The 15,087-nt window shown below is 59.8% G+C and carries 14 protein-coding genes; 6 read left to right on the forward strand and 8 right to left on the reverse strand.

Annotation, left to right across the window (positions count from 1 at the left end; genetic code table 11):
• Positions 1-336: 336 nt before the first annotated feature.
• Positions 337-1,089 (forward strand): FadR/GntR family transcriptional regulator, encoded by a 753-nt coding sequence (locus ACP7B9_RS04195; protein WP_425861041.1) that lies wholly within the window; start codon positions 337-339, stop codon positions 1,087-1,089.
• 92 nt (positions 1,090-1,181) lie between these two features.
• The gene (locus ACP7B9_RS04200; protein WP_425861042.1) at positions 1,182-2,099 is read left to right on the forward strand and encodes a helix-turn-helix transcriptional regulator; all 918 of its coding nucleotides are present in this window, start codon (positions 1,182-1,184) and stop codon (positions 2,097-2,099) included.
• A gap of 90 nt (positions 2,100-2,189) precedes the next feature.
• Here the strand turns inward: ACP7B9_RS04200 and ACP7B9_RS04205 are convergent, their stop codons facing one another.
• Both ACP7B9_RS04205 and ACP7B9_RS04210 read right to left on the reverse strand, forming a co-directional pair.
• A complete protein-coding gene (locus ACP7B9_RS04205; protein ID WP_425861044.1) occupies positions 2,190-2,612 on the reverse strand; it encodes an organic hydroperoxide resistance protein in 423 nt (140 codons plus the stop codon).
• Positions 2,613-2,666: 54 nt separating this feature from the next.
• The gene (locus ACP7B9_RS04210; protein WP_425861046.1) at positions 2,667-3,125 is read right to left on the reverse strand and encodes a MarR family winged helix-turn-helix transcriptional regulator; all 459 of its coding nucleotides are present in this window, start codon (positions 3,123-3,125) and stop codon (positions 2,667-2,669) included.
• 249 nt (positions 3,126-3,374) lie between these two features.
• On the opposite strand from ACP7B9_RS04210, the gene ACP7B9_RS04215 reads away from it, so the two are divergent.
• Positions 3,375-4,652 carry a D-arabinono-1,4-lactone oxidase gene (locus tag ACP7B9_RS04215; RefSeq protein ID WP_425861047.1) on the forward strand — a complete coding sequence of 426 codons (1,278 nt, stop codon included), beginning with the start codon at positions 3,375-3,377 and terminating at the stop codon, positions 4,650-4,652.
• 93 nt (positions 4,653-4,745) lie between these two features.
• On the opposite strand, the gene ACP7B9_RS04220 is transcribed toward ACP7B9_RS04215, so the two are convergent.
• From ACP7B9_RS04220 to ACP7B9_RS04245, 6 genes are all read right to left on the reverse strand, one after another.
• On the reverse strand, positions 4,746-5,876 hold the full coding sequence (locus ACP7B9_RS04220; RefSeq protein WP_425861049.1) for a Gfo/Idh/MocA family protein: 1,131 nt from the start codon (positions 5,874-5,876) through the stop codon (positions 4,746-4,748).
• A complete protein-coding gene (locus tag ACP7B9_RS04225) occupies positions 5,861-6,556 on the reverse strand; it encodes a ThuA domain-containing protein (protein ID WP_425861051.1) in 696 nt (231 codons plus the stop codon). The genes ACP7B9_RS04220 and ACP7B9_RS04225 overlap by 16 nt, the downstream gene beginning before the upstream one ends.
• Positions 6,553-7,752: a Gfo/Idh/MocA family protein gene (locus ACP7B9_RS04230; protein WP_425861052.1), complete on the reverse strand. Its 1,200-nt coding sequence runs from the start codon at positions 7,750-7,752 to the stop codon at positions 6,553-6,555. Before ACP7B9_RS04230 ends, ACP7B9_RS04225 begins: the two co-directional genes overlap by 4 nt.
• A gap of 22 nt (positions 7,753-7,774) precedes the next feature.
• Positions 7,775-8,656: a carbohydrate ABC transporter permease gene (locus ACP7B9_RS04235; RefSeq protein WP_425861054.1), complete on the reverse strand. Its 882-nt coding sequence runs from the start codon at positions 8,654-8,656 to the stop codon at positions 7,775-7,777.
• A gap of 2 nt (positions 8,657-8,658) precedes the next feature.
• Positions 8,659-9,504 (reverse strand): carbohydrate ABC transporter permease, encoded by an 846-nt coding sequence (locus ACP7B9_RS04240; RefSeq protein ID WP_425861056.1) that lies wholly within the window; start codon positions 9,502-9,504, stop codon positions 8,659-8,661.
• 140 nt (positions 9,505-9,644) lie between these two features.
• Positions 9,645-10,976: an extracellular solute-binding protein gene (locus ACP7B9_RS04245; protein ID WP_425861058.1), complete on the reverse strand. Its 1,332-nt coding sequence runs from the start codon at positions 10,974-10,976 to the stop codon at positions 9,645-9,647.
• 223 nt (positions 10,977-11,199) lie between these two features.
• Between ACP7B9_RS04245 and ACP7B9_RS04250 the strand changes: the two genes are divergently transcribed.
• The 3 genes from ACP7B9_RS04250 (at position 11,200) to ACP7B9_RS04260 (ending at position 15,071) form a co-directional block, all read left to right on the forward strand.
• A complete protein-coding gene (locus ACP7B9_RS04250; RefSeq protein WP_425861060.1) occupies positions 11,200-12,240 on the forward strand; it encodes a LacI family DNA-binding transcriptional regulator in 1,041 nt (346 codons plus the stop codon).
• 106 nt (positions 12,241-12,346) lie between these two features.
• Positions 12,347-13,351: a LacI family DNA-binding transcriptional regulator gene (locus ACP7B9_RS04255; protein ID WP_425861062.1), complete on the forward strand. Its 1,005-nt coding sequence runs from the start codon at positions 12,347-12,349 to the stop codon at positions 13,349-13,351.
• 397 nt (positions 13,352-13,748) lie between these two features.
• Positions 13,749-15,071, forward strand: coding sequence for an extracellular solute-binding protein (locus ACP7B9_RS04260; RefSeq protein WP_425861063.1), 1,323 nt, complete (start codon positions 13,749-13,751; stop codon positions 15,069-15,071).
• Positions 15,072-15,087 lie beyond the last annotated feature (16 nt).

The raw sequence follows: 15,087 nt of genomic DNA on the forward strand, positions 1-15,087 counted from the left end.
GACTCTTCAATGTGACTTGTCCAACACCATTGAAGTCCATTGACGAAAATAATTCAATGGTCAGGCCAGTTATATTGTGTACATGCATTGCTGGATTCGGCGGGGCCACGCGAGCCATTGCTCATAGCGGACACCAAAGATGACGTTCACTTGGGCAATGTGACCACGCGGCGCTGTGCATCCCACCGATGAAGCGGACCCGCTCGCTGAGGATTCGATTCGCCGCAGGGGACTGACGCGCAAACATCAATGGTTGTATATTTCTAATAAGTTGGCTGGTCCTACCAGTTCATCAACTGCTCGCACATCCATAGTTCCCACGACCTAAGGCACCAGATGAAACCAGTTACCTTCACGCCAGCCGTCGCGACCCTCACCTATGAACGGGTTGTCGAGCAGATTGAAACGGCCATCACTTCCGGAGCGATAGCTGCCGGTGACCACTTGCCCTCCGAGCGTGAACTGATGGTTCAGTTCTCGGTCAGTAGGCCAACCGTGCGTGAGGCACTGCGGGTTTTGCAGTCCATGGGCTTGGTTGAATCCAAACCTGGCGGACGCGGCGGACCCAAGGTGCTGGAACCCTCACCGGAATCGATGACCCGTTCCTTCGTCACCATGGCACGGATGGATTCGTTGTCCATGTCGGAGCTGGTGCAATTTCGTCTGGTCCTGGAATCATCGGCGTGCCGCTTGGCTGCCGCGTTGCATAACGAGCAGCAATTGGCCGCCATGAGTTCAGCCATTGAACGCATGGAGGAGGCGGTTGGCAAGGATGCGGCGGCCTTTGCTCGGGCCGACGTCGACTTCCACCTGGCTGTGTGGGAAGCCAGCGGCAATGCCCTGCTGACCATGTGTGGGCGTGCCGTGGCAGGGGCGATCGTTGGATTGATTACCCAGCAACTTTCGGATTCGGGCGCCACCGAGAGAACCGAGGCGGCGTCGGCGGCCTTGGATCGGGAGATTTTCGAGGCCATTGCCGCCAGGCAAGGTGTTGACGCTGGGCGCCGAGCCCGGCAAGCCATTTATGACCGCTATGTCCCGTTGCTTCCGGAGGGAACGGCGCTCGGAATGGACGCCCTGCTGGGCTAGGCGCTTCTGCGCTGGTCAACTCCGGCGGGCGCCCGGTTGAGGGGCACCGACAGGGACTCCCATGCCAGCGGCACTGTGGTTAGTGTGGGGATATGAACAATCGAGACAATCGAGACGAGGTACGTGAGTTTCTATCCTCACGCCGCGCCAAGGTCACGCCCGAGCAGCTTGGTCTGCCAGCCGGCACCAATAGGCGTGTGACGGGGCTGCGCCGCAGTGAGGTCGCGACGGTGGCGGGGGTAAGCATCGAGTATTACACCCGCATGGAGCGCGGAGCCATCAGCGGCGCTTCTCCGCAGGTGCTCGATAGCGTAGCCAAGGCGCTGTGCTTGGACGACGCCGAACGTGCCCACCTTTTCGATCTGGCTCACGCGGCCAGTCCGGTGGCGAGGCCACCTCGACGTCGAAACTCCAAGACGTGGGTTGCTCACCAAAGCCTGCAGTGGACGCTCGACGCCGTGACGGCCGGGCCTGCTTTTGTCCGCAACGGACGCATGGATTTGTTGGCGGTAAATGACCTGGCCCGCGCATTCTACAAAGATGTATACGACATGCCGGGCCAGCCCCCTAATATTGCGCGGTACACATTCCTTGACGAACGAGCCAAGTCCTTCTACCCGGATTGGGGCCTGTTTGCCGAGGTGACGGTGGCCATTCTCCGGACGGAGGCCGCCCGGGATCCGCACAACAAGGAACTTCACGACCTCATCGGCGAACTCAGCACCCGATCTGAGGAGTTCCGCCGCCGTTGGGGTGCGCACAATGTTCGGCATCACGGCACGGGGTCAAAAAAATTCCGTCATCCGGTGGTTGGTGAGGTCACCCTAGCCTTCGAGGGCCTGGAGATGGCCGCCGAGCCCGGCCTGACCGTGACTATTTATGCTGCGGAACCAGGTTCTTCCTCGGAGGAAGCGCTGCGCCTGCTGGCCTCCTGGGCCGCAACGGAATATGGTCCCGAAAAGCTAGTGCCGCCCGGACAGAATTCAAGGGATCGCAGCGGCAGGCAGTGAACCAATTTGGGCGTTAAACCTGTTCTGCCTGCACTCCAGGAGTGCAGGCAGAACAGGGTTAGCTCACCTCAAGGTTGCCAATGAGTTTGTTTAGTCGTCGGAGACGGAAATGGTGACCTCAATATTGCCGCGGGTGGCATTTGAATAGGGGCACACCTGATGTGCCGCGTCAGCGAGAGACTGGGCAACGGTTGCCTCGATGCCAGGCAGGATTACCTCCAGTGCAACGGCCAATTCGTAGCCACCCTTTCCGTTGGGGCTGAGGTGGACCTGGCCGCCGACGGACGAATCGGTGATGTCGACCTTTTGGGTGCGGGCCACCAGCTGCAAGGCGGAATGGAAGCAGGCTGCATAGCCAGCGGCGAAGAGCTGTTCCGGGTTTGCGCCGTCGCCGGAGCCGCCCATGGTCTTGGGCATGGCCAGATTCAAATCAAGTTGGCCATCGATGGTGCGGACCTTGCCGTTGCGACCGGCTCCGGTAGCGAGTGCTTCTGCGGTGTAAAGGGGAGTCATGGGGTACCTTCCGTAAGGGGTTGGGGTCTTGCTTTGGTTTGTGGGTAGGGTGCGTCAGGACTGCGGTGAAGCAGTCAACTGGCGCATGCCTTCGGTGATGCGATGGAGCTGGTTAACAAGCTCCTGTGCCTGCGCGGCTGATTCAAAGCCGTACGCGGCACGCAGAGGCTGTAATGCAACAAGAACGTCCTTGAGGGTGGCGGTGCCGTCCTTGGTAAGGGTTACGGTGACCACCCGTTCGTCGGATGACGTTCGCTGACGCAACACGAGCCCGCGCTGCTCGAGCCGGCGCAGGAGGGGTGACAGTGTGCCCGAATCCAGGCCCATTCTGGTCCCGAGATCGCTGACGGTCAGGCCGGCGTCGGAGGTGTCGGTTTCAAGCAGGACGATGTACTGCGTGTAGGTCAGCCCCCATGGCTCCAGGGCTACGCGGTGCGCCTTGGCCACGGCGTTCGATGCAGAATAGATCGCAAAGCAAACCATGGAGTCAAGGTGGTAATCGTTCGTCGTCATGGTTTGATTGTACACAACTTAATTACGCACAATCAAGTTAAGCCGAAAGTGCGACGAATTTTTCGCGGCTCAGATTAGTGCCCTAAGTCAACATATTGGCGAGGTGAGGCTTACGGGAGATCTAACAACTGGCCAACGGCGGCAAAACCAGTCACTCAGCGCAAGCAAACGCTGGATAAACATCCTTGTTCTTGATATGTTGTTGATCACATCAAATTAAGTAATAGCTAAGAGAACAGGATGGTTCCCATGACGGCGGAACTGGATACGATCGAATGGAACTGGGCCGGGAACTACAGCTACGGTGCCAGCGCCATCCACAGCCCGGAGTCCGTTGAGGATCTCCGCGCGTTGGTGGCTGCAGCGCCGAAAGTCCGGGCTCTGGGATCGCGCCATTCCTTCAATCCGTTGGCTGACTCAGAAGGCATCCTTGTGAGTTTGGCGAACATTGCACCGAACATCACCATTGACGCAGAAAAGCTCACCGTGAGCGTCAGTGCGGGGACCAGCTATGGGGTGCTGGCAACGGAACTGGCGAGGCATGGCTTTGCCCTGCACAATCTGGCCTCCTTGCCCCACATTTCCATTGCCGGTGCGATCGCTACGGGCACCCATGGATCGGGTGATGGCAACGGAAATCTTGCCACGTCGGTACTGGGCCTTACCTTCGTTGATGCAGGCGGTGACCTCTGCACCGTGACGCGCGAGGGCACGCCCAACTTTGCCGCCTACGTGGTGGGCTTGGGCGCGTTGGGGATTCTCACCGAAGTTACCTTGCGGATCGAAGCTGACTTCACGGTGGCTCAGCACGTCTACACGGAGCTGCCGTGGGATACGGTGCTGGCGAACTACGATGCCATCACCGCGAGTGCCTATTCCGTCAGCCTCTTTACCGACTGGAGCGGCGACACCGTTGGCCAGGCATGGTTCAAGCAACGGCAGGGTGACGGACGCACCGGGGACTTCCCTGAAGATTTCTTTGGCGGAGTGGCGGCACGTACCGAGCTGCATCCACTGCCAGGAGTCTCCGCCGTGAATTGCACCCCACAGTTGGGCTTGGCTGGCAACGCCTCAGGCCGGCTCTCACACTTCCGTATGGACTACCTTCCCAGCAATGGGGATGAGATTCAGAGTGAATACTTGGTGCCTCGTGAGCATGCGGTGGCGGCCATTAACTCCATGCGCCAGCTCACTGACGTCATTACGCCCTTGCTGTTGGTGGCAGAGATTCGCACCGTTGCAGCCGATGACTTGTGGCTCAGTGGCAACTACGGCCGCGATGGGATTGCCCTGCACTTCACGTGGACGCTGGATCAGGAAGCCGTTGAGGGTGTGCTGCCCTTGATTGAACAAGCGCTGGCACCTTTTGCTGCCAGGCCCCACTGGGGCAAGGTCTTCACGGTTGATGCAGCCGCGATTGCGCCCCTGTACCCCAAGTTCGATGAATTCAAGGCGCTTGTGAAGAAGCTGGACCCAACGGGCAAGTTCCAGAACGATTTCCTCAAGCGGATTGTTTTCGCAGAATAGAAGTCCCGGCCGGCTTTGCAGCCAGGCTACAGGAACTGAAAAGTCCGCCCACCTCGTTCTTCTGGACACGGGGTAGGCGGACTTCTTGTTGAGCTAGCCCTTCGCAGAGCCTGCCAGCGCATCTGTTGCGGCGAGGACGGTCAACGGAACAGCCTCAGGTCGCGAGCAGGTGCTGGCGATATCTACGAGTTGGCCTGTATGGGCGGACTTCAAGACAGATTCCATGACTTCTAAGGCGTGGAAGGCAAGGGCGCCCCCAGCGCGTGGCTCCGCACCTACAGGAGTTGCGGCGAGATCGTGCAGGCCAATCCCGCGGGCACCATCAACGTAACCACCCGAGACCGGGAGGGTTTCCCAGCCGTCACCGCCGAGACGATGCAGCTTGACATCGCCATCGAAGCGATTGGGATCGGGCACAATGAGTGAGCCGCTCTCCCCGTGGATTTCGATGTTGGCGGCTTGTGTGGCGACGGCGTCAAAGCTCATGACGAGCGTGGACAGGGCGCCGGACTCGTGAATCAGCACTCCACTGACATGGGTGTCCGTGGAGACCGGGATCTCCTCGCCGGCGCGTGGCCCGGAGCCAATGGTGCGTGAATCGCGTGTGTAGCTGGCGGCGCCGATTACCGATTTCACCGGTCCCAACAACGTCACCAAGGCGGAGACGTAGTACGGACCCATGTCCAGCAAGGGGCCACCACCTGGAACATAGTAGAAGTCCGGATTGGGATGCCAACGCTCATGCCCGGGGCACATCATGGTGGCCGTCGCCGAGATGGGTCGGCCAATCAAGCCATCATCAATCGCACGCCGGGCAGTCTGGGTGCCCGTTCCCAACACAGTGTCCGGGGCGCACCCGACGGTGAGTCCGGCGGCCGCCGCTGCAGCGAGCACTCCGGCAGCCTCTTCGGCCGTAGCGGCCAGCGGCTTTTCACCATAGACATGCTTGCCCGCCGCGATGGCCTGCAGGGCCACCTGCGCGTGGGCGGCCGGGATGGTGAGGTTCAAGACCAACTGCACCTCGTCGTCGTCCATGAGCTCCTGCACCGACAGGGCACGGACGCCGGGCAAATCTGCGGCCACGGCCTCGGCCCGGGCAACATCCAGGTCAGCCACGGCAACGAGCCGCAGAGTCTCCAATGAGGGGAGCGTGCTTAGATACTGGGCAATGATGTTTCCACAGCCCACAATGCCAATGTTCAGGATGTTTAGCGGCTCGCCCACAACATGCCCCTTTCGATGATGGTTTTGACGTTGGGATCTTCCAGAATTTCCACGCGGTGGCCGGGGGTTGAGACGAAGATCCGGCCCTTGCCCCATTGGCGCGTCCAGATGGCGGGGGACGTGACCTCACGGTTCCAGGGGTCCCACTCACGAACCTTTTGGGTGGTCGTGGCCAGGACGTCAATGTAGTCGTCGGCCAAGACCCAGTACTGTTCGGTGACCAGCTCGAAGTCTCCGATGCCCTCCGTGATGGGATGGGTCGCGGCTGCGGCATTCATGGTGACCGTGTACGGAACGTAATTATCCGATTGTTCCCCCGTGGCCTCGTCCGGGTGGTGGCCCGGGTGGCAGGCAAACTGGCCGCCAATCAGGTGCAGGTAGTCGGAGTTGTTGCGGTAGGAATCGGCGATTCCGCCGTGCCAGCCGGCTAGGCCGGTGCCGCTTTCGACGGCGGCACGCAGGCCCTTGAACTCCTCCGGCTCAATGGTGGTCATGGTGTTGCACTGCACGATCAAATCCACGCTGGCCATGTACTCGGCATCTGCGTAGACGGCGGTGTTTTCCTCAACTCGGACGTCGAAGCCCTTCTCGCGGAGGTAGGGAATGAATAGTTCGGTGGCCTCGACGGGCTGGTGTCCGTCCCAGCCGCCGCGCACAATGAGTGCATTTTTCGTGCTCATGCCTTATTTCCTTTGATGGTTGTCCAGTGGCTGTTGTTGGTGGCACTTTCCTCGACGGCGGCCAGAACGCGCTGAACGCCCAGGGCTTCCGCGAACGACGGCGTGGGCTGGGTCTTGGCGCCCAGCGCGGTCACGAGATCCACCACCTGATGCGTGAAGCCGTGTTCGTACCCGAGTCCGTGACCCGTAGGCCACCAGTTGCCAACATAGGGGTGCTCGGGTTCGGTGACCATGATGCGGTGGAAGCCACGTTCGCCGGCAGCATCGCGCTCGTCGTAGTACTGCAGGAAGTTCATGTCCTCGAAGTCGAAGGCCAGCGATCCCAGGGTGCCGTTGACCTCCAATCGCATTGCGTTCTTTCTGCCGAGGGCGGCGCGAGTCGCCTCGAACACACCGATGGGGCCGCCGTCGAACCGCGCCGTGAAGATGGCGGCGTCATCCACCGTGACAGGTCCCATCTCGGTGTTTTCGTCGACCGCACCGGTGCCGCCCAGGCCGATGAAGTCGCCTCCGATGGGCCGTTGGGTGATAAAGGTTTCCATGATGGCGGACACGCCCGTGATGTTCAGGCCCGTGACGAATTGGGCTGCGTCAATGCTGTGGGCTCCGATGTCGCCGAGTGCGCCCGAGCCGGATTTTGACTTGTCCATACGCCACGTCAGTGGTGCGCTCCCGTCTGTTAGCCAGTCTTGGAGGTACTGGGCGCGGACATGGCGGATGGTTCCGACCTTGCCTTCCGCCACCATGCGTTTCATGAGTGCAAGGGCAGGGGTGCGCCTGTACGAGTAGCCGCACATGGCAAACACGCCATTCTTCGCAGCTTCCGCGGCAACTGCCGTCATCTCCTGTGCCTCGGCCACACTGTTGGCGAGCGGCTTTTCGCACAGGACGTGCTTTCCGGCTTTGAGCGCGGCGATGGCGATTTCCGCATGCGTGTTTCCGGGGGTACAAATGTCGATCAGGTCGATGTCATCGCGTTCGATCAAGGCACGCCAGTCGGTCTCCGTCGACGCCCACCCCATTTGCGCGGCGGCCTGTTCGACGGCGGACCGGTTGCGCCCGGCGATCGCCGTCAGTTCCGGGGTGAGGGGAAGATCAAAGAAGCGGTGTGCACTGCGCCAGGCGTGGGAGTGGGCGGCTCCCATGAACGCGTAGCCGGCCATGCCCACACGCAGGGCAGCTTTGTCCGTCGTCATGTTGGTGATGTCCTTTCGGGGATTATTTGCTGAAGCCTGCGGTGAGGCCGCTGAGTAGTTGACGGCGGCCAAGGATGTAGAGCACCAGGATGGGCAATGTTGTGAGAACCACCGATGCAAGGACGGCCGGGATATTGACCGAATATTGGCCTTGGAAGGTCCACAGTGCCAAGGGCAGAACCCGCAGTTCCGGGCTTTGGGTCAGGATCAGTGGCAGCAGGAACCCGTTCCAAACACCCAGTCCGTTGTAGATCGCCACCGTGACAATGGCCGGCTTGGTGAGCGGAAGCGCTAGGCGCCACATGGTCTGCCATTCGCTGCAACCATCTAGGCGCATGGATTCAAACAGTTCGTTCGGCACATCGCGGATGAAGTTGGAGAGGATGAGGACCGTCAACGGGATGGCGAAGGCGATGGACGGCAACACCAGGGCCAGCAGGGAATCATACAAGTTCAGCTTGATGATCATGAGGTACACCGGAATGATCGTCGCCTGCAAGGGGATAGCCAGACCCATCAGGAACAAGCCATTGACGCTTTTAAGGAAGGCTCCGTTGCCGCGCACAATGGCGAACGCCGCCATGAAGGAAAAGACGACGGCCGGAACCGTGGCCCCCAAAGTAACGATCACGCTATTGAGGAAGTACCGGCCAAAATCGTTGGACAGCACCATCTTGTAGTTATCCAGCGTCGGTTCGCTGGGGATGGCCAGAGGATTCTGACTAAAGTAGCCAGCCTGGCTCTTGAAGGAGGTGACCACGATGTAGTAGATCGGAATGATGATGACGGCCAGCCAGATCCAACCGGCCAGACCGGCCGGAAGATTGAGCTTGCGCAGCCGTGCGCCGGCTGCGCCGCGGGAAACTTTAGCGGGAGCCGCCGTCGTAGGCAGTGTTGTTGCCATGGTTACATGCCTTCCAGTTGGCTGCCGTTGTTGTCTTTGCCGCCGAGACGCTGCAGCCACAAGGCCAGTCCCAAGCCGAGGACTACCAGGATCACGGCCGTGACGCTGGCCTGGCCCATTTGATTGGCTTTGAAGCCGGTGAGGTACATATCCAAGGCTAGGTTTCGGGTGGCGTTGCCGGGGCCGCCGCCTGTGATCACGAAGATCATGTCAAAGTAGGTCACGGCACCAACCACCATGAGGGTGGATGAGGTGATAATTGTGTACTTCAATTGCGGCACCGTAATGAAGAAGAATTGCTTGACCCTGCCGGCCCCATCAATCGAGGCTGCCTCATAGAGAGACTTGGGAATCTGGCGTACACCACCCTGATAGATGAGCGTGTGGAACGGAATGAACTGCCACGACACCACGAAGATGACCACGCCAAGGGCCAGCTGCGGTTGGCCTAGCCAGTCCTGAGCCAGAATGGGCATGTGCAAGCCGGCGGCGAGGCCAAAGTTCGGATCCAGCAAGGCCTTGTAGGCGATGGCGACGGCAGCCGATGAGAGCAGGAGCGGGAGGAAATACAGCACCGCCAACAACGCCCGGTACTTCTGGGATCCGGCGGTGAACGTTCCCAGCAACAAGCTGATGGGAGTCTGGATGAGCCAGCTCAGGGCCATGATGACAAACGTCAACCACAACGCCTGGTACATGGTCGGGTCGCCAAAAGCTCGCAGCCAGTTTTCAATTCCGGCGAAGCCGATGGCACCGATGCCGTCCCAGTCGGTGAAGCTAAGGAGGAGTACCCCGGCCAGCGGGAGGATGGCAAAGACCATGAAGATGATCAGTGCCGGCAGCACCATCCAGTTCAATCGGCCCGTGGCGGTGTTCCCACTGACACGTGAATTGCCAAGGCTCGTTTTGTCAGTCTTCCGAGCGTTCCCTGGCGCTTTCCGCTGTCTCCGAGATCCGGAGATCTGCTCTCTCGCAGTCACGGTAGAGGTCATTTGCCCAGCGTCGCGTTCATGTTCTTGGCAAACTGCTCCGGCGTGATCGACTTCGTGAACAGCTGGTCAATGTTGTTCAGGAGAGCCTCGGCCGCAGTGGGGCTCAAGGCCTGATCCCATGATTGCTGGAAGTTGGGTGCGTCCTTTGCCGTCGTGTAGACGTAGCCCAAGAAGTCCTTGTCTTCCGTCGCCGCCAGCTGATCTTCAATCCCGGTGACGATCGGCACGGCACCGGAGGCGATCCAGGCAGAGACCTCGTCGGCGGTGAGCATGCCTTCGGCGAAGTACTTCTTCGCGCTCGCCTGCTCTTCCTCGCTCGCCTTGGCCGAGATGGACATGTACTGGCCGGGGTTGCCCACGGTATTCTTCGGATCGCCCTTGCCGCCGTCGACGGTTGGGAAGTCAAACCATCCGAGCTTGCCGTCCTGAACGAAGTTGGCGCCGTCGCTCTTCATACCGCCATAGGTCCAGGCGCCATGAAGCATCATGGCGGCCTTGCCCGTGTACAGCAAGGCCTGGTCCGCATTGGAATCGGCAGTTATGGATGAGAAACCCTTGATAAACCCATTGGCCGAGACGAGATCCTGAATTTTGGTCAGGGCCTCGATGGCTGCGGGGTTGGACCACGCGTTTTCCTTCGCGGCGAAGACGTCGTTGAAAACCTCAGGGCCGCCCACCCGGTCAAACAGAAACTCAAGCCACATCATGGACGTCCAGCGGGACTGGCCACCGAGTGAGATGGGTGCGATGCCCAGATCGTTAAACGTTTTGACCAACGTCATGAGCTCATCCCACGTCTTAGGGGGCTGAGCTCCGGCCTTGTCAAAGAGCTCCTTGTTGTAGAAGAAGATGATGGGGGCAACGGTCTCGTTGGGGAGGGCATAAACCTTGCCGTCAACGGTTGCCGCACCAAAAGCGGAAGGGAACAACCTGTCCTTAACCTTCGGGTTCTCGGCCAGCCAATCGCTCAGATCGATCACCTGACCGGCCTCTGCGTACGTCTTGAGCCCGCCGCCACCCCACCCGTAGATCATGGTGGGCGCCTCGCCGGCGCCGATGGCGGTCTTGATCTTCGTTTTGAACGCGTCATTCTGGAAGAACGTGAGCTTGATCTGCTCGTCAGCGTTGGCCTTGTTGTACGCATCGATCGAGGACTTGCGGATGGTCTCACCGGGAGCGCCGGTCAGTGACCACATGCTGGCCGAGCCAGCGCCGCCCGAAGTTCCGCCGGGGCCAGAGGTACCGCAAGCAGTAAGTCCCCAAACGGCCAAGGGCGCCAGCCCGGCCAGCGTGAGGAAAGATCTGCGCGATGTGGTGTTGTGTTCCATTCTTATCTCCATTGAAAAGAGCCAATACGTGGCTACGTTGAATGCGGATGACGAACAAGAAAAGAATTAGATTCGAAATATTTCGCAACTAATTCTACGACTGGATTGAACATAGTGGTGATTGTCGTCACATGTCAACCCTTCGTGGGGACTATTTGACTGATTGGCCGGGAATGTTGCAGACTTCGATGACTGAAACATTTCGAAAGAGTCGGGTGATGGCATGAATCAAGCGGGTTTGAAGGCAAAACCGGTCCTTGCGACTGTTGCGGCCCTTGCCGGAGTTTCGGCACCAACGGTGTCCAAGGTGATCAACGGACGCGACGATGTTGCGGAAGCAACGCGTGTACGCGTTCAAGCCGCACTGGCGGAGCTTGGCTACGAGTCACCGATGCAGCGTCGGGCCAGGTCCACCGGACCAGTCATGGTTGACCTGGTTATTGATGGCACAAATACCCAATACTCCATGGAGTTGCTGACCGGCATCCTTGATTGTGCGGCGGCAGAAGATGTTGACGTAGTGGTTGGCAACGTCACGCCAGCAAAACTGCACCGGGCCAATCCTGAGGAATGGGCCCAGCGCATGGTGGAATCCGGGCGCAAGGGGCTCATCCTCGTCACGTCCGAACTGACGAGCCAACAGCTGGACTCATTTCAACAGCGCAACATTCCGGTGGTGGTAATTGACCCCTTGAATCCGCCACGTCAGGGATACACCAGTGTTGGCGCAACAAATTGGGCCGGCGGCAAGGAAGCTACGGAGCACCTCATCGGGCTTGGGCACGAGCGAATAGCGTTCCTGGGCGGGCCCAATGCCGCTGAATGCAGTGTCGCCCGGCTTCATGGGTACCTGGCGGCTCTGATGAGCCACGGCATATCCTCGCGTCCCGAGTACATCTTGGCGGGGGAGTTCAAGAGGCAGTTTGGTGTTGCTGGCACTCGAGAGCTTCTAACCCTTGACGAGCCACCGACGGCCATATTTGCCGGGTCCGACACCGTGGCCCTTGGTGTTTTGGAAGAAGCGCGGCAGCATGGGCTGCGGGTGCCTGACGACTTGAGCCTTGTGGGCTTCGACGGCACGCCGTTGACCGAACAGACCCTGCCACGGCTCACGTCCGTGGCTCAGCCTCTTCAGGAAATGGGCAGGGCGGCCTTGCGGGCCGTGCTTCGCTTGGTCAAGGGTGAAGCACTGGATTCGGCGCATATGGAATTGGCTACCGAGTTGGTTGTCCGGGACTCAACGGCTCCACCGCGCCTCAGATAGGCGTTGGCGCCGCGGTGAGTGGTATGGCGGAAAGGCAGTGGGTGCCGGGTAATGTGATGGTGTCATCGGCTGTGCGCCGGGACATTCGTGAAACAAAAGGGGAACGATGCGGGCCACCGTCAAAGATGTTGCCGCTCGTGCGGGCGTGTCACCCAAAACTGTCTCGAACGTGGTCAACGGCTTGGTGCCGGTCAGTGAAGGAACACGGGTAAGGGTCGAGGCTGCCATTGCCGAGTTGGACTACATACCGAATCTGTCGGCACGGGGCCTGCGTAACGGACGCTCAGGCGTCATTGCCTTGGCACTTCCGGATTTGGGAACTCCGTACTCCGCCGAGGTGGCCCACCACATTGTGGAAGTGGCGCATGAGCAAGGGTGGAGTGTCCAGCTGGAGGAAACCGGTCACGATCCGCAGCGTGAGTTGGATCTTGTCTCCAAGGCCCGGGCCAACCTCATTGATGGGTTGATCCTCAATCCCGTTGCCCTCGATGAAAGTGCCACCCGCGTGGGTGGGAACCTTCCGCCCATGGTCATGATTGGCGAGGTTGAACAGCGGCGCGTGGATCACGTAGGTGTTGACAATTTCAATGCGGCCCGTGAAATGTCGCTGGCCCTTGCCGCTGGCGGCCGGACCCGTATTGCCATCCTGGGCGGCACGGAAAAGAAGCGCACGGACACCGCCAGTGTCCGCACCAGCGGCTATCGGCAGGCCCTGGCCGAACTTGGTATTGCCCATGACCCAAGGCTTGAAATCCCGTGCGACGAATGGACACCCGGGGGCAGTGCCCACGCGTTGCGTGACTACCTCCTGAGGAATCCGCTGCCCCAGGCAATTTTCTGTTTCACGGACTCGTTGGCCATCGGGGCACTCAGTGTTCTTGCCGACGCCGGACACCGGGTGCCCGAGGACGTCCTCGTGGCCGGGTTTGACGACATTGACCACGGCAAGTTTGCGGTGCCGGCGCTGACAACCATTTCCTTCGACAAGCGGGCCCTTGCCGTGGAGGTTCTCCGGCTGCTGACAGGGCGCATGGAGGACCGGCGGCGGGATCCGGTGGAGGTCATTCTGCCTTATCGGCTCGTGTCCCGAGCCAGCACGGAAATCCGCTAACTTTCCACACCAGATTACGCAGCTGGTCGCGAGAAGGAGCTCGCCGCTGCCAGCCAAGAGGATCACAACCGCGTCAAATACGGGCCAGCCCGCTCAATAGTGGCACCCGGGGGCTGTTGTGGTGATTCGCCCCCGGTCCACCTAGAGCGAATCACCACAACAGCCCCCGGGCAAGAATTTGGTGGTCATCGCGGCCCTTGTTCACCAGCACCCATGACCACACGCCGTCGAACAAGAAATATTGTGCACGCTAACAAAAAGGTCTTGTGCCACACATTACAACGATGTAATCTGTGGAGCAGATCACAATCACTGATGTGTTTCTTGCTTCTTGAATGTTGGGGGAGGCAGGGAATACTCAGTTCTTGAAGTGCAATCGCATCCAAAGGAGTGAGCGATGAATCAAGTCAATAATTTCTCCCGCCGGCAATTGCTGCGCGGTGGGGGACTGGCCCTTTCGGCTATCGGCATAGGAAGTTTACTCTCCGCCTGTGGTGGCTCGGCCAACGCAGCACAGAAGGAGCAACTGCGTTTCTGGCATCTGCTCTCGGGCGGGGATGGCATCAAAATGCAGGCCATGATTGATGCGGCCAACGCGTCGCAGCAGGAATTTCATGTCAATCCAACAGTCTTGGCCTGGGGACCTCCGTACTACACGAAGCTGGCCATGGCGTCGGCTGGGGGTAGGCCGCCGGAAGTGGCTGTCATGCACGCCTCTCGCGTTGCTGGCTACGCCCCAGGTGGACTTCTGGACTCTTGGGATCTGGAGCTGTTGGCCAGCAAGGGTGTGTCCGAGCAGGACTTTGCGCCCCGAATCTGGGAAAACAGTCTGCAGGATGGGAAGTTGTTCTCCATCGCCCTTGATTCACACCCGTTCATTCTCATGTACAACACCGAAGTGGCGGAGAAGGCAGGTCTCCTCGGCGCAAACGGCCAGCTGGAATCCGTATACACCCCCGAAGGCTTCAAGGAATTGGCCGTTGAGATGGCCAGGGTAACCGGCAAACACGGCCTGTCCTATGGCTATCTGGGTGACGGGGCGCAGATGTGGCGTTTGTTTTACACGCTGTACAAGCAGCATGCGGCACCCATGGAACTTGTCCAGGGACAAAAAGCCGTGGTCGACCGGGACGTGGCAGTTGATGTTCTCGAATACATCCACTCGCTGCTGGATGACACCATCGCCACGCCCAGCGGTGACGGTGGGACAGCCATTGCAGAGTTTGCCGCGCAGGACTCTGGCATGTTCGTCAGTGGCGTCTGGGAGCTGCCCACCATGCAGACAGCCAAGGTCCCGTTTGATGCCATGCCCATTCCCACGTTGTTTGGGACACCGGCGGCCTACGCAGACTCGCACTCTTTTGTACTGCCGCACCAATTGAATCTGGACCCACGCAAGCGCGAACTTGTCTACTCATTCGTTGCGGACATCTTGAAGGGCTCATTCAGTTGGGCCCAGGCCGGCCACATCCCCGCCTACCAGCCTGTGGTGCGGTCAACAGAGTACGCGGAGCTGCTTCCGCAATCGCACTATTCAGGCGCGGCGGACATCATCAACTACGATCCGCGAGCCTGGTTCACCGGTTCGGGATCGGATTTTCAGTCCTTCTTCGCCGAGAACGTCCAGAACGTTTTCCTCGGCCGCACCAAGGCCAAGGACGGCTGGGACTCCTTCATCAAACGGCTGGACACCTTGTTGTCCAAGCCCAACCCGGTCTAGAGCCGGCCAGAGCACC

Origin of the sequence: Arthrobacter sp. TWP1-1, from assembly GCF_049897845.1 — a bacterium.
Taxonomy (GTDB): domain Bacteria; phylum Actinomycetota; class Actinomycetes; order Actinomycetales; family Micrococcaceae; genus Specibacter.

What these genes read in the sequence shown, in the direction of transcription:
- ACP7B9_RS04260 (WP_425861063.1), top strand. Translation starts at nt 13,749, where the DNA reads ATGAATCAAGTCAATAATTTCTCCCGCCGGCAATTGCTGCGCGGTGGG.
- ACP7B9_RS04210 (WP_425861046.1), bottom strand. Translation starts at nt 3,125, where the DNA reads ATGACGACGAACGATTACCACCTTGACTCCATGGTTTGCTTTGCGATC.
- ACP7B9_RS04250 (WP_425861060.1), top strand. Translation starts at nt 11,200, where the DNA reads ATGAATCAAGCGGGTTTGAAGGCAAAACCGGTCCTTGCGACTGTTGCG.
- ACP7B9_RS04195 (WP_425861041.1), top strand. Translation starts at nt 337, where the DNA reads ATGAAACCAGTTACCTTCACGCCAGCCGTCGCGACCCTCACCTATGAA.
- ACP7B9_RS04200 (WP_425861042.1), top strand. Translation starts at nt 1,182, where the DNA reads ATGAACAATCGAGACAATCGAGACGAGGTACGTGAGTTTCTATCCTCA.
- ACP7B9_RS04230 (WP_425861052.1), bottom strand. Translation starts at nt 7,752, where the DNA reads ATGACGACGGACAAAGCTGCCCTGCGTGTGGGCATGGCCGGCTACGCG.
- ACP7B9_RS04240 (WP_425861056.1), bottom strand. Translation starts at nt 9,504, where the DNA reads ATGGTGCTGCCGGCACTGATCATCTTCATGGTCTTTGCCATCCTCCCG.
- ACP7B9_RS04255 (WP_425861062.1), top strand. Translation starts at nt 12,347, where the DNA reads ATGCGGGCCACCGTCAAAGATGTTGCCGCTCGTGCGGGCGTGTCACCC.
- ACP7B9_RS04245 (WP_425861058.1), bottom strand. Translation starts at nt 10,976, where the DNA reads ATGGAACACAACACCACATCGCGCAGATCTTTCCTCACGCTGGCCGGG.
- ACP7B9_RS04205 (WP_425861044.1), bottom strand. Translation starts at nt 2,612, where the DNA reads ATGACTCCCCTTTACACCGCAGAAGCACTCGCTACCGGAGCCGGTCGC.
- ACP7B9_RS04215 (WP_425861047.1), top strand. Translation starts at nt 3,375, where the DNA reads ATGACGGCGGAACTGGATACGATCGAATGGAACTGGGCCGGGAACTAC.
- ACP7B9_RS04235 (WP_425861054.1), bottom strand. Translation starts at nt 8,656, where the DNA reads ATGGCAACAACACTGCCTACGACGGCGGCTCCCGCTAAAGTTTCCCGC.
- ACP7B9_RS04225 (WP_425861051.1), bottom strand. Translation starts at nt 6,556, where the DNA reads ATGAGCACGAAAAATGCACTCATTGTGCGCGGCGGCTGGGACGGACAC.